The organism is Paenibacillus sp. 11B, from assembly GCF_030487755.1.
In the GTDB taxonomy this organism is placed as follows: domain Bacteria; phylum Bacillota; class Bacilli; order Paenibacillales; family Paenibacillaceae; genus Paenibacillus; species Paenibacillus vandeheii.
This window is the reverse complement of sequence record NZ_JAUKNS010000007.1, coordinates 111,084-129,623: the sequence shown is the minus strand read 5'-3', so window position 1 is coordinate 129,623 and position 18,540 is coordinate 111,084. Positions and strand designations below refer to the sequence as shown.

Here is an 18,540-nt window from a genome sequence, read left to right as displayed (position 1 = left end):
ATACTCAACTACACTCCGCTCAGTAGCCCGAACATTAGTATGCCAATTCATTACAGCAATTTATTCCTGAAATCACTAATCCGTTTGCAGCCCGCGATAGACACCTGTACGAAGCTCTCGGATATAGAAATCAAGTGAGGGCACCTGGGCCTGCTGAGCAGTCTGTACTTCCTGTTCAATATCATAAGGTACCCTTACAAATTGAAGGTTAAATGGCGTGTTCCGATCACTGCTGTTCTCTCCTTCAAGAATACAGTATGAAGCCTGGGTCAAATCAAGCGGGTTACCCACGCTGCCTGCATTGAACAACATTTTGCCATTCAGAAATTGCAAGTATGCGTTATGCACATCCCCATATCCTACGACATCCGCCACACCGAGCTCAGGCTCGTCTGCCGGAGGATCAAACATGGCTAACCTCTTCTCCATCTCATCCCACGGCTGTACGCGGTGATATACACTTTGGGGAGATGCATGCACTAGGCGGATCTTCCGACCACTCAGCTCTAATTGGTGGCTAAACGGCAAGCTCTTCAAATATGTCAATCGCTCCTTACCCAGCCGCTTCGCTTGCCAAGTAAAATTCTCATTGTCCGAATTAACTGCAACCAGCTCATCCCAGTTGCCACGGATGACTTGCTCACATGTCTCTCTTACCAGATCCACAACCTGTACCGGGTCCGGTCCCTTGCCAACGAGGTCGCCAAGACAAAAGATTCGCTTCAATCCGCGACTCCGAATATCGTTTAATACCGCTTCCCAAGCAGTCATGTTGCCATGAATATCGGATACAATCGCAATTCGTTCCATCTGGCTAACCTCCCTCTATGCTCTATATTCTTTATGTTGTTAACCCTTTAACTCAAAAACAGTCAATTCCGGCCTGCACAAAAAGCGGATCGGCAGTTGGGTCATGCCAAAGCCACGGTTCACATAGACTGGCATATGCTTATCCCCTGCGTAATATAACCCTTGAATATACTTGAGTGAACCTCTCGGTGTAGTCAGCGCCCCAATCCATGGAAAACGCACCTGCCCGCCATGACTGTGTCCGGAGAGCTGTAGTCCGAAACCGTAAGGTGCTGCAATGTCTGCATAATCGGGCTCATGCATAAGCAGCAGTTTCCAGACCTCTCTACTCAATCCCTTGATTGCTGCAAGAGGATCAGGTCTGCCCGTAAGCGCGTCATCCAGACCTGCTATCGCAATACGTGAATCCCCGCGTTCAATCAGAACATGGCTGTTTCGGAGCAACGTGAATCCAGCCTCCTTGAACATCAGCTCCACTTCATGCTGCTGCTGGCCACGATAATCATGATTCCCTAATACGGCATATTTGCCATACTTCGCTTGCATCGAGGCAAGTACAGGAATACATTCACGCATCGGTTCTGCTTCCCGTTCAACCATATCTCCAGTAAAACAAATCAGATCAGGCTGCTGTTCCCGTATCGTTTCAGCCAGCTTCTCCATTTGTTTCAGCCCCGTATGGAATCCAAGATGAGCATCACTGAACTGAATCACACGCAGTCCCTCGAATGCTTTTGGAAACTTGGGTAATTTCAATTCAACGTGCTTGATTTCCAAATGACGCGGCTCCCATAACCAGGCATATCCTCCTGTGAGCAAACTGGCACTCGCCGTCATCAAGATCATGCGCAGCAAAAAACTGCGCCGGGAGGGATCGTGATCCTTTTCTTCTCCTGGGAAAATGGGGTTCTCCGAATCAGATCCATACTGTGAGCGCCGGGGCGGCGAGATCTTGCTGCCCTCACGTGGTGCTTCTCCCATGCGTCCCCCTCCTTCTTCCGCTCCAAATCCATCTCCTTAGTATACCATATTCTGCATGACTAGCCCGGTTCCTCTGAGTATACAGAAAAAGAAGCCGTGTTCTTGGGCTACATCCGCCTAGGATCACGACTTCTTCTAATGGTGCAGATTGAATTTCTGCATTTTTTATGAATAGATTACACGCCCAACCAGCGTTTGAACATGTGTTTGGTCGTTTGTTTGTTCATTTCGGCAATGGAAGTAGTCAATGGAATACCTTTTGGACAAGAGCGCACGCAGTTCTGCGAGTTCCCACAGCCCTCAATACCTCCATCTTCCATAAGTGCTTCCAGGCGGTCTTCGGCGTTCATCTCTCCTGTTGGGTGAGCATTGAACAGACGTACCTGAGAAAGAGCAGCCGGACCGATAAAGTCTGTTTTTTCATTCACGTTCGGGCATGCTTCGAGGCATACACCACATGTCATACATTTGGATAGCTCGTAAGCCCACTGACGCTTCTTCTCCGGCATCCGCGGACCTGGACCAAGGTCATAGGTACCATCAATCGGAATCCAAGCTTTAACCCGTTTCAGGGCGTTAAACATCCGGGTACGGTCAATGACGAGGTCACGAACCACCGGGAAGGTTTTCATCGGTTCGATGCGAACCGGTTGTTCGAGCTTATCAATCAGGGCTGCACACGCTTGACGCGGTTTGCCGTTGATGACCATGGAGCATGCTCCACAGACTTCTTCGAGACAGTTCGATTCCCAGCAGACCGGGGCAATAGACTTGCCCTCCGTATTAACCGGGTTCCGTTGGATCTCCATCAGGGCGCTAATAACGTTCATGCCGGGACGGTACGGGAGCTCAAACTCTTCGTTGTACGAAGATGACTCCGGGCTGTCCTGACGGGTGATGATAAACTTGACGGTTTTTTTGGCTGTAGCTGTGTCCGCCATATCGTTGTCCCCTCCTTTGGTGACGATGATTGGTGTTGCTTATGCGCAAAGTGATCTTTTCCGCGCATGGGTGACGCTTCGGCTGCGGAATGCCCTTCTGATCGCTGTTATCCCCAAATTTTCTGAATCAGCCCTTAACAGGGTTAAAATTTGGTGATAAAGGCGAGCGCTTCGCTTCTTCTGGGCATTGCCGCTTCCTCCGCTACGTTGTGCACGTGGGGTCGCTTTGCTGGAAACTGCAATCCATTCATGCTGGATGCAGTATTTAATTTCTAAAGCATCGCAAACGCTCTGCTTCTTCAGGACATTTCCGTCTCCTCCGCTACGTCGTGCTTATGGAGTCACTTTACTGAAAGTTGCAATAATTCATTCTGGTTGGCAGTAACTTTGAGAAGCTCCGCTTACGCTTCGCCTCTATTTGTCTACTGCTTTTCCGTTAAGGTGCTACGTCTTTAACTTTATTAATAGGCCAAGATTTCGCTTTACTTAATCTTTCGAGTAGTCCCGGATCCGTGGTGGGATGAGGGAAACGTCTACAGGCTCGTACGAAATTTTTGGACCTTCCTTCGACCAGCTTGCGATCGTGGTTTTCAGGAATTCCTCGTCGTTCCGTTCGGTGAAGTCCGGTTTGTAGTGCGCTCCGCGGCTTTCGTTACGCAGCAGTGCGCCCAGAGTCATCGCTTCTGCCAGTTCAAGCATGTTCCACAGCTGACGGGTAAATGCCGCGCCCGGGTTGTTCCAACCTGAAGTGTCGTACATATTGATTTTGCCGTAACGCTCTTTCAATTCCTTGATCTTGCCGATAGTAGCTTCCAGTTTATCGTTGTAGCGTACAACGGTCATGTTCGCTGTCATCCATTCGCCAAGCTCTTTGTGAATGACATAGGCGTTTTCACTGCCCTGCATGTTCAGGATGCCTTCATACTTATCGGTTTGGCGCTTAGTATAACCATCGAACACGGAAGAACTGATATCTGCGGACGATTTTTTGAGTCCTTTGATATATTCAACCGCTTTTGGTCCAGCCACCATACCACCGTAGATTGCCGATACCAGGGAATTCGCACCCAGACGGTTCGCACCATGATATTGGTATTCACATTCACCGGCTGCGAACAGTCCTGGAATGTTGGTCATTTGGTTATAATCTACCCACATGCCGCCCATGGAATAATGGACTGCCGGGAAGATTTTCATCGGAATTTTGCGTGGGTCATCACCCATGAACTTCTCGTAAATCTCAATGATTCCGCCGAGCTTCACATCCAGCTCCTTCGGATCTTTGTGTGACAGATCGAGGTATACCATGTTCTCGCCGTTGACGCCAAGGCCCATATCCACGCACACGCTGAAAATTTCGCGCGTCGCGATATCACGAGGAACAAGGTTCCCGTATGACGGATACTTTTCTTCAAGGAAGTACCAAGGCTTACCGTCTTTATACGTCCAGATCCGTCCACCTTCACCACGAGCCGATTCGGACATCAGACGCAGCTTGTCGTCGCCTGGAATGGCTGTCGGGTGAATCTGAATGAACTCACCGTTCGCGTAATTTACACCTTGCTGATACACCGCACTTGCGGCAGTACCTGTATTGATAACCGAGTTGGTTGTTTTACCAAAAATAATGCCAGGGCCGCCGCTCGCCAGAATAACCGCTTCTGCCGGGAACGTTTGTACCTTCATCGTTTTCAGATCCTGTGCTACAATCCCGCGGCAGGTGCCTTCGTCATCCACAACAGCCTGCAGGAACTCCCAGTTCTCATACTTCGTAACGAGACCCGCTGCTTCCCAGCGACGTACTTGCTCATCTAACGCATAGAGCAATTGTTGTCCTGTTGTTGCACCGGCAAACGCTGTACGGTGATGCTTCGTGCCGCCGAAACGACGGAAATCAAGTAAACCTTCCGGTGTCCGGTTGAACATTACGCCCATCCGGTCCATCAGGTGAATAATACCTGGTGCCGCTTCACACATTGCTTTGACCGGAGGCTGATTCGCGAGGAAGTCGCCGCCGTATACCGTATCGTCAAAGTGTACCCACGGGGAGTCGCCCTCACCCTTGGTATTTACCGCACCGTTGATGCCGCCTTGGGCACATACGGAGTGCGATCTTTTAACAGGAACCAGTGAAAATAAATGAACATGGACTCCGGCTTCAGCCGATTTGATCGCCGCCATCAACCCCGCGAGACCGCCGCCCACAATAATTATATTAGATGATGCCATTGCTGTTCACTCCCTTATAAGTCAGCATTTAAGTCTAAATGCTTAAATCAGAACTGTCTTAACTGCGTCAATCATTGAAGTCGCTACCTGGAAATCCATGCTCCGGAAAGCAAGCAGCGATACAATAAACATGATGGCTACGATGGCAAACAAGCTCATGCAGATGTAGGAAGATACACGCTGCGCACGCGGACCGACGGTAATCCCCCAGCTAACCAAGAACGACCACAAGCCGTTGGCAAAGTGATAGGATGCCGCAACCACACTGATCAGATATAAAATAAACGTCACCGGATTCATCACGATGTCATGTATGACACCGCCAAGCTCTTCGTGTGTAACGTTCCCCAGCGCAACCTGGAAACGAGTCTCCCAAATGTGCCAGATAACGAACACAAACGTAATAACACCGCTGACGCGCTGCAACGTATAGCGCCAGTTGCGCTCATTGCCAAAACGTCCCACGTTTGGCTTGGCCTGATAGGCAATGTACAAACCATATACACCGTGATAGAACAGCGGCAGCCAGATGAGAAGCGTTTCAAGAACAATGACGAGTGGCAGACTGTTCAGAAATGCAACAGCACCGTTAAAGCCTTCTTTGCCGCCTTCAACTGCCGAGAAGTTCGTCACCAGATGCTCAACAAAAAACAGACTGAGCGGAATGACGCCAAGCAAGGAGTGCAGCTTTCTGGAGTAAAACCCTTTCATAAAATGTCGATCCCCTTTCGCTAAATACAACGTTTTCATAAATAATTTCACATATCATGACACAAACCTTCCCCAAGGAAAGGTTCGACAAATTGTTCCGTTTTCTTCAGGTGTGAACAACTTGTGTCACGGTTCATGTTACTCCTTTTTTTCTTATAAGGGAATTGCAATATAATTATTAAATGTTATAACCTATAGGTATAAGTTATAAACATCGGTCGTGCAGGCCATACAACATGGAGAAATATTTGACAAGGAGATGCCTCACGCAAAGTACCTTCATTAGAAAAGAGGTTAGTGCTCATGTTCGAGGAATTAAACGCATTTGCGGCGGTTGTGGAGCAGTCCAGTCTGAACCGTGCATCGAAATTGCTGAATCTTTCACAGCCCGCACTATCACGCAAAATCGCCAAATTGGAGGATGAACTCGGAGTGGCGCTCTTTCATCGCCGTGGTAAACGACTCGAATTAACCAGCGTAGGTCAGGTCGCCTACACTTTCGCGATAGAGCAGAAACAGCAGCAGCAGAAATTTCTGACCATGCTGGCGCAGTATAAGGACGAAGAGCAAAGCTCAATTACGCTTGGAGCCAGTCTGACGACCCTTCAAACTACATTGCCTCCGCTGGTTAATGCCTTTATGGAGAAACATCCTAATGCGGAGATTAAGCTGGTGACAGGAAAAACACATGAAATTGTCTCTTTTGTCCGGGATAAAAAAGCGGATGTGGGCATCGTTGCGTCTTCGATTAGCGAGGCCGGTCTGAACTGTGTGCCGCTCTTCGATGATCATCTGGAGCTGGTTGTACCATTGACGCATCCATTGTCTGGCAAGGAGGCCGGAATGGAGCATTTGCAGGACCTGCCGATGATTACGTTCTCCAAAGGGACATGGTACCGCAAATTAACCGATGACCTCTTCCAGCGCTGCGCCGTGATGCCGGATATTCGCATGGAGATTGATTCCTTTGAAGCGATTGTCCGCCTTCTGCCTACCTGCAAAGCCGCAGCACTGCTTCCCAAGTCATATCTCCGCCCTCAATTGCTTGCGGATAATGATCTCGTCTCTGTATATCTGCCTCAGCTGCAACAGACACGGCGTACGACCTGCATGATCTACGGGGAAAAGGAAAACCTCAGCCAAACCTCCAGACAGTGGGTCAGGGAAACGGCTGCGCTCTTTACAGCAAAGGCGCCGCTGCCCTCACGGAGGACTACGACGCCTTAGCATTCATATATTAGCTGAGCTCCACGCTCAGCAGTCATCTTTCCGTTTCAAGGAATCAGCTCTCCTGGCTGATCACTTCTTCCTCAAACCGATCAATGTCATCATTCATACCGATAATGACCATAATGTCACCCATCTGGAGCGAGTCCAGTGCAGTCGGGGCAATAATGACCCCGGCTTCCTTTTGCAAAGCTACAATGCTGCAACCAAAGCGCACTCGTGCATTTAGCGTGGATAGCGTTTTATTATGCAGACAGGCTGGAACCTTCATCTCCACAATACTGTAATCATCGGACAATTCGATATAATCCAGCAGATTCGGGGTAACAAGCTGGTGGGCAACCCGGATTCCCATGTCACGCTCTGGATAAACGACACGATCGATCCCCAGCTTGTCCAGTGCTCGTCCATGAAGAACCGAAATAGCTTTCGCCACAACAGTTTTCACACCGAGTTCCTTCAGTAAAATGGCAGTTAGAATACTGGTCTGGATATCCGCCCCGATGGCAACGATACAGCAGTCAAAATTGCGGATGCCCAGGGAGCGCAGCACTTCCTCATCCGTCGAATCCGCGACGACGGCATGGGTGACCAATTCACTCATGTCATCGACGACTTCTTCATTTTTATCGATACCCAGCACTTCATATCCAAGTTCCATTAATTCCTGTGCCAGGCTGGAGCCAAAGCGCCCAAGCCCAATCACCGCAAACTGCTGTGTTTTCATTGTTCTTCACGAACCCCTTATCCAATAATCATTTTGCCTTCCGGATACCTGTACAATTCTTTACCCTTTTTCTGTCCAAGTGCATACGCGAGTGTAATCGGCCCAAGACGCCCTGCAAACATGGTGAAACAGATCAAAATCTTGCCGATCGTGGTCAGCTTCAGCGTAAGTCCCATAGACAAACCAACCGTACTAAAAGCTGATGTCGTCTCAAATAAAATCGTCAGAAAACTGCTGTCTTCCGTTGTACTGAGCACCATCGTAACCGCGATAATCAGCAACAGTGCGAGGAGCGTAATCGTCAATGCTTTAAAAATCCGTTCCTGTAAGAGTCGGTACCTGAAAAAGACGATATCTTCCCTCCCACGAATCATCGCGACAACAGCCCCGATCATAATCATAAAGGTGGTCGTTTTGATCCCGCCTCCTGTGGAACCTGGAGAAGCCCCGATAAACATTAATATAATGATGAAAAATTGCGTTGCCTGCCTCAGCCCGGCGATGTCTAACGTATTAGCACCAGCTGTTCGCGGCGTGATGGACTGGAAAAATGAACCCAATATTTTGCCACCCCAGTTCAGGCCACCTAATGTACGGGGATTGCTGAATTCAAATACAAAAATAACCAGTGCACCAAATATGATTAACAATCCTGTCGTCAGCAGCACCACTTTGGAGTGCAGCGACAGCTTCTTCGTTCTCCGATACTCTACCAGATCAGACAGAACAACAAAGCCAATGCCGCCGGAAACAATCAGGAACATAGCTGTAAAATTAACGAGCGGATCATACACATACCCGGTTAAGCTGCGGAATTCTCCAAACATGTCGAACCCAGCATTGTTAAACATGGAGATGGCATGCCAATATCCATAATATATGGCCTGCCCTACCGGCATATCAAACGACCAGCGAATGGCAAACAACGTGCCACATATGCCTTCCAGTATGAGCGAGTAGACCACAACCTTGCGAATAAGACGGACAATCCCTTCCATCGTGCTCTGGTTCATCGCTTCCTGTAAAATCAACCGTTCACGCAGAGAGATGCGTCGTTTGAACGCAATCGCCACCAGTGTCGACATCGTCATAAAGCCGAGTCCGCCAATTTGAATCAGGATTGCAATCACGACCTGACCCAGCGTCGAAAAGTGAGTTCCCGTGTCCACGACAACCAGCCCTGTTACACAGACTGCGGAAGTCGCGGTGAAGAGCGCATCAATAAAAGGAAGGCTGCCCCCGCTTCGACTGGATGCCGGAAGCATCAGCAGAAGTGTCCCAAGCAATATAATACCTGCGAACCCGAGGACCAGAATTCGGGGTGGCGATAGCCGCATCCATTGAACATTCATTTTCACTTAAGTATCATCCACCTCTGCCAAAAAGAAAATGACTCCACAACGTGGAGCCTTTCTCCGAAGCGCTTTTCCATAACGCTCTTCGTTATACCCAAGCACTTGGAAAGCTCCATTTCGGAGCGTAAACATGTATGAATTATCGTTGAATCACATAACATTAGGTTGGAATACATTCTATTCGTTCCCTTGTTAGCCTAAAGACATGCGGAATATTGGACATTTGATTCAAAATTATAAGCGCTGAGGCGTTTGTATACAAAACGATTTTTGTGTAAATAGCATCGAATTCCGTCAAAAAGGGAAAAACTCAGATATGGCGACGGATAGATCATATTGTTTCGATCATTTTCATTCGTTTTCATGCATTTGCACCGCTTCTCGTTTCACCATTGGCATTCGGGGCTTGGGCTGTGCTATCTTTACTTTAATATCCATATTAATAAAGGAGGAACAATATTAAATGAATCCCTTAGGGCAGCCTTTGGTACTCAAAGCTAACTTCAAGCGTTTAGGGTTGCTTGCGGCGATTGGCCTGATTCTGTTTTTTGTTTTTCAAATCTTCCCTGCCACCTCATCGCAAACGACTGATATCCAGTCTACATCCTTTATAAGCAAGGAGAAAGCGGCGGAGTCGGCTCGGTCTTTTGCAGCTTCTCTACCCGATTATACCCTGCCGACGAAGACTGGAAACGAGTTAGTGACATACCAAACCCACTCCGATATCTATGGGTATATGGCCAAAACCAAACAGTTAGAAACCTATAACAAGAAATGGGAAACAACCTATCCATACGATGTGTACCGCGTTCGTTTGCCCGATCAGGACAAAGGCGGTTATTTGAATGTTGACGTACATATGAGAACAGGAAAAGTGGTCGCCTTTAAGCGCGAGCTCCCTTCTTCCCTGTATGCATCCATCGAGGCTGAGCAGGACAAAAGTAAAGTGAATGCTGCCCAACGCTTAGCCGAAGATAACCTTTCTTTAAATGAGAAAGAGCAGCTAGCCGCTGGAGTTCTTGGCGAATTCGGGTATAATGTACCGAAACTTCAGCTCGACACCCGTGAAGAAGAAGCGGGACTGAAATACACGGATAATGAAAAGCAAATTGGAGATTCCAAGCTGGAACTGAACTTTACGTTTGAAGACGGAGCCGTCCGCTCCTTTGAATCGGTTTTCTCGGTCCCTGTCTCCCATACCGATTATGTACAAAATCAGACCCGCCAAGCCAACTGGATGACTTACGGTGGTTATGCTTTTCTGACCTTTGTGCTGGGCGTGCTCGCGATCATCTACAGTATTCTGACGAGAGCACACACGTCGTTCAAACGCGGAATCGTACTGTCTCTGGTATACTTTGCGGCTTCCGTTATTGGAACCCTGAACATGATGCCGCTATTTCAGGCGCAAGGGCTATCTAACTTTATGCTGACCTTCCTGATGGTCATGCAGGCGGGGATCACTCTGGTCATGAGTGCAACCATCTATCTGTCGCTCGTTGCCGGTGACGGCATGTGGCGCAAAATCGGTCTGAATCCTTGGCCTCGCGCCAAAGAGCCCGGATACGGAAAATATGTGCTGCACAGTATGTATACAGGTTACCTATGGGCCTTGATTCTGCTGGGTGTGCAATCTGTACTGTTCTTTATTTTGGAGCGGAGTATTGGAAGCTGGTCGACAACATCGGCTGATCAGTCCACGTACAACATGAGTTATGCCTGGATCTTCCCGATTATGGCCTGGATGGCCGGGATTGGTGAGGAAACGGTCTATCGTTTGTTCGGAATTCGCATGATGCAGAAGGTAGTACGCAATACGTTCATTGCCTGCCTCATCCCAACATTGATCTGGGCACTGGGTCACACCTTGTATCCCATCTATCCCGTCATTACACGTCCGATTGAGCTGACAGTCATTGGACTCTTGTTCAGTCTGATCATGCTGCGGCACGGCTTCATCGCCGTTGTATTCGCACATGTTATCTTTGATAGCCTGCTGATGGGGCTCAGCCTGATCTTCATGGGTGATGCGCTCAACATCTCCGCCGGACTCTTCTGGATTGTACTTCCGGGGATCGTTGGTTATGTCATTTACAAATTGAATCCAAACAAAAAAAAGAAGCCGTATGTTACGACTCCTCATCACGAAGTGCTGCAATAATTTGATTCGCAAGCTTGTCACCAATAGATAGAGGCCGGAAGTCTTCGACGCTGGCCTCTTTTATTTTGCGTAAAGAGCCAAAATGCTTCAGCAGCAGCTTGCGCCGCTTTTCACCGATCCCTGGAATAGCATCCAGACGGGAAGTCACCATCGATTTTCCACGCTGCTCCCGGTGGAACGAAATTGCAAAACGGTGGACCTCTTCCTGAATCCGCTGCAACAGGTAGAACTCTTGACTGTCACGTGGCAAGGAAATGACTTCCGGCGGATTGCCGATCATTAGTTGCGAGGTCTTGTGCTTCGCATCCTTCACCAATCCACATACCGGAATAAACAATCCCAATTCATTCTCCAAAATGTCCACGGCGGCCGAAATCTGGCCTTTGCCTCCATCGACAACAATCAGGTCAGGCTGGGTCAAGTTTTCTTTCAGCACCCGCTCGTAACGGCGGCGGATAACTTCTCGCATCGTTTCATAATCATCTGGCCCTTCTACCGAGCGCACTTTATACTTGCGGTATTCTTTCTTATCCGGTTTGCCATCGGTAAATACAATCATCGCAGATACCGGGTTGGTTCCCTGGATGTTTGAGTTATCAAACGCTTCGATCCGGCGCAGCTGATCCAGGCCAATCCAACGTCCCAAGCCTTCCGAGGCCTTTGAGGTTCGCTCTTCGTTGCGCTCGATCAGACGGAATTTCTCCTCCAACGCTACGCGTGCGTTATCTACCGCCATCGTAATCATCTGCCGTTTCAACCCACGCTGCGGGATGTGGACTTTGATTTCCAGCCATTCCTGCAATGCAGCTGCGACCTGAGAAGGATCTTCGAGGCCTGGGGCCTGTTTATCAGCCAATACATCCGCCTCAGCAACAGCGTTGTCCTGAATGACCATCGCAGCTTCTTCTGAATCTACCTCTGGCTGGATATCTCCATAAGATGCACGGGATTCGGCAACACGTGGCTCCATAATTGAATCTTGTGTTAACCGTGCTGTCTGTTCTGACTCAGCTGTCACGGCCGCAGATCGCGCTCCATCAGCATCAGATACAGCATCCTCGTTGACTTCACCATCTTCCAGATTCTTCGGCATTTCCGGCAGTAAAATTTCTTGCGGCAATGCTGGATTATCACTATAGTACTGGGTCACGTAAGACATAAAATCACTGTATGCCTCACCGTAAAACGGGAATGTTGAGACGTGACGTTCGATCATTTTCCCTTGACGCATATATAGAATCTGGACACACATCCAGCCTTTATCAATGGCAAAACCAAATACGTCGCGGTCTCTGGCGTCCGCCATCGTAATTTTCTGTTTTTCCATCATCGCGTCAATGGCGATAACCTGATCCCGAAGCTCTTTGGCACGTTCAAAATAAAGATCCTCAGCCGCTTCCTGCATTTTGCGCTGCAAATCCTTCTTGATCTCTTCATGCCCGCCACTCAGAAAGGAACTGATCTCCTGGGAGATCTCATCATACTGCTCCTTGCCCACTTCTTGAACACATGGAGCCAGACACTGACCCATATGGTAATACAGGCAAACTTCCTTTGGCATTACGCCGCATTTGCGCAGCGGATACATCCGGTCAAGCAGCTTTTTCGTTTGGTGTGCCGCATACGAGTTCGGATAAGGTCCGAAGTATTTGGCTTTATCTTTGAGCACACGCCGGGTCACTTCGAGCCGGGGATGCTTTTCATTCGTAATTTTAAGGTAAGGAAATGTCTTGTCATCCTTGAGCAGCACGTTATACCGCGGCATATGTTTTTTGATCAGGTTACACTCCAGAATGAGCGCTTCCATGTTACTGCCAGTAACGATATATTCGAAATCACGGATTTCGGACACCAGGCGCTGGGTCTTCCCATTATGACTGCCGATAAAATAAGATCTTACGCGATTCTTCAGCACTTTGGCCTTACCTACATAAATAATGGTACCTTCACTGTTTTTCATCAGGTAACAGCCGGACATGTCGGGCAGCAAAGCCAGCTTGTGGCGGATCTGCTCCAGTGCCTTCTCCTGTTCCTGTACGTTTGTAAGGAATTCATCCATAATTCGGTGGGTCCTCCTTCCTGAAAAAAGTATAAATAAAAGGTTACACTGTACCACTCCAATTGCAGTACCATCTTTCGATCGTCATTATCCCGGATTTTCTATGAGTTCCTTTCTATTTTAATTGAACTAAAAGATATTTCACACTGACACTACGATGACAGAACAACCTTCCAATCGCTGTTATCCCCAGATTTTTTCGATTCCCCTTTTTTCAAAGGGAACATCCGGTGATAAATGCGACCGCTCCGCTTTTCCAGGTTTTTTCTGTCCTCTCCGTTACTGTGTAAATAATTAGATCCAATAATATATAAGGGAAAAGTCTTAGAATAAATGGGAACGCTACGCTTCCCCAGATCGGTCCTGCACTCTACGTTATCGTGTAAAAATAATTATACTTTATATTGTCCTATATAAAAGGTTTCGACGCAAAACGCCCCCGGCGCATAACCGGAGGCGTATGTGTAAGCCTGGTAACTTATTGATGTTTTGCGATAATTCCTTTGAGAGCATCTTTCGAGTTCAGACCAACCACTTTATCAACTGGTTGACCGTCTTTGAAGAAGATCAAAGTTGGAATGCTCATTACGCCGAAGCGGGAAGCAGATTCCGGATTTTCGTCCACATTGACTTTAGCAATTTTCACTGCATCGCCAACTTCAGTGGACAGCTCTTCCAGGATTGGAGCGAGCATTTTACAAGGACCACACCAAGGCGCCCAAAAATCAACAAGAACCGTTCCTTCGCCTTCGACTTCAGCGTTAAAGGATTGATCGGATACGTTAACAATAGCCATGAAATTGTCCTCCTTATATATACTTACGGTTTATTTTAACCTGTAACGTCGTGAACGACACTTCCAGTATAACACAGGTACTTTAAACTTGTGAAATGAACGCATCAATGTTCATCTTCCCAACATCAAATCTTCACAATTGAAGAACTTGGCAGGATCACTGCAAAATCTTTACAAACGCTTTCTTTTCCAAGTATACTAAAATTACTCCGGGCTTCAGCTCCCAAAAAGGGCAAGCTGTAATCCCCATAAGGAGGCAATACCATGGATGCAAATGTGCGAATCAACGACCCGCGTGAACATGTGAACGAGGAACCCCGTAACGATCTGTTTGATCTTATAGCGGGTGTTACTGGCATGGCCGGCCTGATGACGGTCATCTTTTTCGGAATGGTTATCTTCAAATTTATTACCGAATAGGATCTTCAGGCTGCACGCAGGCCAGAAAAGCCCGGTTTTCGCGACAATGCGAAAGCCAGGCTTTTTTTGGGACTGTATGAGTAAAAATAATCAGATCAGATCGGTGACATAATAGGGATTAACGTTTGCCCCGTTGATTCTCACCCCGAACCGAGATGACATCCACAAACGGACGAATCCGGTCCATCAAACGCTGGCCTTTGTTCATTTCCTCGCCGTCCCTGCTGGTGAAGCTAAGATGTTTCTCCAGCCCATCCAAGTTGTAGTTGGACGTATAAAATGTAGGCTTGCGATTCATACGATAATTCAGAATGGAACCCATCACATGATCCCGAACCCATGGGTTCAGATTCTCTGCCCCAATATCATCAAAGATGAGCAGATCACAGCTTTTCAGAATATCCGTCGTTTCCTTCAGCTTGTTTCCTTCACTGATCATGGATTTCAGATCCTCCACAAAGTCAGGCATGTAGATAATGACACCTGTGTGGCCCACAACCGCGAGTTCATGCAGCAGATAACACATCAGAAACGTCTTGCCCGTTCCAAATGATCCTTCCAAAAACAGTCCTTGCGGAGACAATCCATTCTCCTTGGTCTCGTTAATATAACGCAGAACCTGGTTCACCGCCGGAGCACGCATCCGATCCTTGCCCATAATTTCCACATCGTTATATCCTGCATTGAGCGCACGCTCGTCCACATAGAAACTGCGGATTCTCTGCTTGATAACATGCTCGTTTTGCCGGGCGATATGTTTGGAACAAGGTGCTTTTTTATCTATAATTTCGGGTTTACCGTTAAAATGCTCTACTTCCAGTTTGCAAAAGTGACCCTGGAAATCGTTAGGACAGTTGTCGAGCCCCGGACAATTCGCACAGTTCTTCGAATCTTTGGCATACTGATACAGCTTGCTCAGATCGGTCATAAGCTGTGCATCTTTCAGTTCAGGATGACCTGCGCGGAATTCGCGTACGTACGGATCTTCCATCAATTCCGCCGCAATCCGCCGCGACTGTTCACGAAAGGAAGGATTCAGCTGCTGAAGCAGTCCTCCCAAGGATTCCATGGCTTCAAGCCTCCTTAATAGTTTCAATATAGAATGAACAATTAAATTTTACGATGACCATCATGATGGCAGGGTAACCTTCGATCGCTTGTAATGCTACTGTTCATTCTATATAAACTTGAGGAATAACTCAACATTTTCAGCTGGAAAAAACATTATCCATTCCATGACAGTCCGTTGAACTTCAGGTAGACTCTACACAAAGAATGGATCCGATCACGCTTGCCAAATTAACGACGCAACCCCACGGTAACAATCTCGCAAGGTCCCGCCTGCAAAGCCCATTCCTTGCTAATCATAGCAGCCGAGGATTCATTTATAATAGAAGCATTCAGCTTGCCTGTCTCTTCCTCCAGAATGTTGCTCTGATATGCGTCTGCCAATGCTTGCGGGATGGACTCCGAAGCAGCAAATTTCAATTCCGTCGTATTAGATCTCATGTTATACCAACGTAACATCAGATCACCCGAATCCTCGTTCACCTTCAGTGAAGAAAACGCAAGACCGTCCCCTTGCCACTCAAACGGTGTGTTGCTTGGCGTCAGGAAACCCGGGTGTACGTCCGTCTGAGCCATAGTCCATGGAATCTGGAACTGGTATGCTTCAATGTATGCTCCGGAGGTAGCTCCGTTCCCGTCATGAGGGATGATCTCCAGCTGGAAGGAATGCTCTCCGAGACACTGAGCTTCCGGTGTCGGGAACAATCCCCAGTCTCCAAGCTCTCCCACCGCACGAAGCAATGTTACGGCAATTGTATTCCGTCCATCCTCAAGAACCTCATATTCATTCAGACCCAGATTGGCTACAACCAATCCAGCCTGATCCTCGCTCACATCAACAAAACTTTGCTGATGCTGAGTGTTACTCGGATTCTGCCATTCCGGTGCAGGCGTATTATCACGAGCAGCAATTTCGAACATCGAGTCCACGTGATGAACAGCCGCTGTCAGATCCGTCGGGAAGAGTGCCCGCACCCGATGATCCTTCGCCTGATTGTTGAAGGTTGTTTCGAGCTTGACGCCTTTTCCACTGCGACTCAACGACACAATGGTTCGGATCTTGAGCGTCACCATTTGCTTGGAACGCTGCGCTTTGCGATGCGGGTAATAGATCAGTTCCCGCTGCTCACGATCAAGCACTTCGTCCGCGGACTCAGGAATCTCCCAATGATGAACAATTTCGTAGGATGCTCTGTAAGGCGCATCTTCGATGACCCGAATCTCTGCCTGAAGATCCTTCGTAGTCAATGCCACTTCATTCTCTGGCTGTTTGAACATGTACTCATTGCCGATATCGCCGACATTTTCATACACGCCAAGATCCTTGTACGTCCGTCCTGTCCGTTTATCTGTGAGTGTAAATGAACCGTTGTCTGCAATATTTACGATCAAATATTCATTTTCCATGCCACGTTCACCACGCAGCAGTGTAGATGAAGTCGCATTGGTATCTACAGACTCTCCAGCGACAGCATTTAAATCACTCGAAGCATTGCTGTTCATGCGAACCAAAGCATACGTCCTCAGACCAAGTGCAGGCACGTTCCCTGCTTCAAACGTAATGCTGACCCGGCGACAGCTATAGGGCTGACGGAATCGGTCATCTGGCAGATCATAGCCGAACTGCAGACCCAAATCCTCTACCGTACAAGGAACTGGTTTACCTTCTTCATCCACCAATATACGGCCTGACAGGTCAATGGCGTTCATTTTGGCAGCCATATCCTCCAATGAGAAGCCTTCACGGAAGTACAGACGGGCCGCATCCAGTTCTACCTGAACCACACCGCTGCGCTCCCATCCCGATGTGTTAAACACAACCACAGGCCGCGCTTCTTCACCAAAGCGTTCAAAGGTTGAAGTATCTACCGCTGTTGCGATTTGGCTGGTGCTGTCCTCAATCAGGGCCTCAGCGACATGACGGCTCTTATCGAAGCGTGTAACCATCTCGCGATGCACCTCGTCTACGCTACAGCCACAGATGCTGTCATGCGGATGATTCTGCATCAACGTTTTCCAGGCATAAGTGAGTTGATCATGAGGATAAGGATGACCCAACAGGTGCGCGAACGAAGCCAGTGGCTCAGCCACCTTTTCCAGCATGGCCTGTCCCAACTGATTCATTTGTTTCAGATAAACGCGAGCCGAAGCTGTGTTCACCAGAGTGCCCCAGCCATCGGTACGTTGGCTGCGCAGCTCTCCTTTTACAACAGACAGCTCTTGAACCGCAGATTCTTTCAAGGCGGACAGATAGTCAGGGAAGTTGGAGTGAACAAACTCGATATCGGGATACAACTGTTCAGCCATACGGATGGCTTCAGGCAGATCCTTCTGAATCGGCTGGTGATCACATCCGTTCATGTACAGCAATTCATTTGTCGATGCATATTTCTCTGCGTCTGCGAGCTTGGTTTCCCAGAATTTGCGAGCCGAAGCTTCGTCCACCGGAACCTCATTCCCGTTGGAGTACCAGTTGGCAAATAAAACACCGAGCACCTTCGATCCATCCGGGCCTTCCCACATCAGCTCTGAGAAACTGGATTCGTATCCAGCGTCAGACACCGTGTTGTTGAAGCCCGTTGGCTTCACGCCTCGCCCGAAGAAGACATTATCGATGCCCGATTGCAGCATAAGCTGTGGTGTCTGTCCCACCAGTCCAAAGGTATCGGGGAAATATCCGATCTTTGAAGGTGTTCCGTAACGCTTTGCATCCCGATGCCCGACCTGCATGTTACGAACGTTGGCTTCACCACTGGTCAGGAAGGCATCTTGCAGGATATACCATGGTCCAATGACAATTCGTCCATCACGAATATGCTTCTCCAGCCGCTCCTTCTGCTCAGGTCGAACCTGGAGATAGTCCTCAATGATGATGGTTTGGCCGTCCAGATAAAAGCTTTTGAAATCAGGGCCCTGATCGAGCTGATCCAGTAATGAATCCACCAGTTGAACCAATCGCATATGGTGCTTCTCATACGGCAGATACCATTCCCGATCCCAGTGCGTATGAGAAATAATATGTGCTCTCTTCGATTTGCTTGTCGGTTTAGTCATT

14 protein-coding genes are annotated in these 18,540 nt (G+C 48.3%); 3 read left to right on the top strand and 11 right to left on the bottom strand.

Annotated features, from left to right (window positions below; translation table 11 throughout):
- Positions 1-75: 75 nt before the first annotated feature.
- The 5 genes from Q0V21_RS26395 to Q0V21_RS26375 form a co-directional block, all read right to left on the bottom strand.
- Complete coding sequence (locus Q0V21_RS26395; RefSeq protein WP_301881292.1) at positions 76-810, bottom strand: metallophosphoesterase family protein; 735 nt, start codon at positions 808-810, stop codon at positions 76-78.
- 39 nt (positions 811-849) lie between these two features.
- Positions 850-1,791 (bottom strand): metallophosphoesterase, encoded by a 942-nt coding sequence (locus Q0V21_RS26390; protein WP_301881291.1) that lies wholly within the window; start codon positions 1,789-1,791, stop codon positions 850-852.
- Positions 1,792-1,967: 176 nt separating this feature from the next.
- Positions 1,968-2,732, bottom strand: coding sequence for a succinate dehydrogenase iron-sulfur subunit (gene sdhB / locus Q0V21_RS26385; RefSeq protein WP_024632624.1), 765 nt, complete (start codon positions 2,730-2,732; stop codon positions 1,968-1,970).
- Positions 2,733-3,218: 486 nt separating this feature from the next.
- The gene (gene sdhA / locus Q0V21_RS26380; RefSeq protein ID WP_024632625.1) at positions 3,219-4,961 is read right to left on the bottom strand and encodes a succinate dehydrogenase flavoprotein subunit; all 1,743 of its coding nucleotides are present in this window, start codon (positions 4,959-4,961) and stop codon (positions 3,219-3,221) included.
- A 42-nt stretch (positions 4,962-5,003) separates the two neighbouring features.
- The gene (locus Q0V21_RS26375; RefSeq protein WP_024632626.1) at positions 5,004-5,672 is read right to left on the bottom strand and encodes a succinate dehydrogenase cytochrome b558 subunit; all 669 of its coding nucleotides are present in this window, start codon (positions 5,670-5,672) and stop codon (positions 5,004-5,006) included.
- 303 nt (positions 5,673-5,975) lie between these two features.
- Between Q0V21_RS26375 and Q0V21_RS26370 the strand changes: the two genes are divergently transcribed.
- On the top strand, positions 5,976-6,899 hold the full coding sequence (locus Q0V21_RS26370; protein WP_024632627.1) for a LysR family transcriptional regulator: 924 nt from the start codon (positions 5,976-5,978) through the stop codon (positions 6,897-6,899).
- A gap of 55 nt (positions 6,900-6,954) precedes the next feature.
- Here the strand turns inward: Q0V21_RS26370 and Q0V21_RS26365 are convergent, their stop codons facing one another.
- The gene (locus Q0V21_RS26365; RefSeq protein ID WP_024632628.1) at positions 6,955-7,626 is read right to left on the bottom strand and encodes a potassium channel family protein; all 672 of its coding nucleotides are present in this window, start codon (positions 7,624-7,626) and stop codon (positions 6,955-6,957) included.
- A 17-nt stretch (positions 7,627-7,643) separates the two neighbouring features.
- Positions 7,644-8,978 (bottom strand): TrkH family potassium uptake protein, encoded by a 1,335-nt coding sequence (locus tag Q0V21_RS26360; RefSeq protein ID WP_301881469.1) that lies wholly within the window; start codon positions 8,976-8,978, stop codon positions 7,644-7,646.
- A gap of 466 nt (positions 8,979-9,444) precedes the next feature.
- Here Q0V21_RS26360 and Q0V21_RS26355 point away from each other — a divergent pair, with 466 nt between their 5' ends.
- On the top strand, positions 9,445-11,142 hold the full coding sequence (locus tag Q0V21_RS26355; RefSeq protein ID WP_301881290.1) for a CPBP family intramembrane glutamic endopeptidase: 1,698 nt from the start codon (positions 9,445-9,447) through the stop codon (positions 11,140-11,142).
- Here the strand turns inward: Q0V21_RS26355 and uvrC are convergent.
- A complete protein-coding gene (uvrC, locus tag Q0V21_RS26350) occupies positions 11,111-13,201 on the bottom strand; it encodes an excinuclease ABC subunit UvrC (protein ID WP_024632631.1) in 2,091 nt (696 codons plus the stop codon). The genes Q0V21_RS26355 and uvrC overlap by 32 nt on opposite strands.
- Before the next feature lie 478 nt (positions 13,202-13,679).
- Positions 13,680-13,997 carry a thioredoxin gene (gene trxA, locus Q0V21_RS26345; RefSeq protein WP_017692451.1) on the bottom strand — a complete coding sequence of 106 codons (318 nt, stop codon included), beginning with the start codon at positions 13,995-13,997 and terminating at the stop codon, positions 13,680-13,682.
- A gap of 264 nt (positions 13,998-14,261) precedes the next feature.
- Between trxA and Q0V21_RS26340 the strand changes: the two genes are divergently transcribed.
- Positions 14,262-14,417, top strand: a complete 156-nt coding sequence (locus Q0V21_RS26340) for a YqzM family protein (protein WP_094937839.1) — start codon at positions 14,262-14,264, stop codon at positions 14,415-14,417.
- A gap of 118 nt (positions 14,418-14,535) precedes the next feature.
- Here the strand turns inward: Q0V21_RS26340 and dnaI are convergent, their stop codons facing one another.
- Complete coding sequence (gene dnaI, locus Q0V21_RS26335; protein ID WP_079347662.1) at positions 14,536-15,486, bottom strand: primosomal protein DnaI; 951 nt, start codon at positions 15,484-15,486, stop codon at positions 14,536-14,538.
- Between the two features lie 230 nt (positions 15,487-15,716).
- Positions 15,717-18,539: an alpha-mannosidase gene (locus Q0V21_RS26330; RefSeq protein ID WP_301881287.1), complete on the bottom strand. Its 2,823-nt coding sequence runs from the start codon at positions 18,537-18,539 to the stop codon at positions 15,717-15,719.
- Position 18,540: the final 1 nt, after the last annotated feature.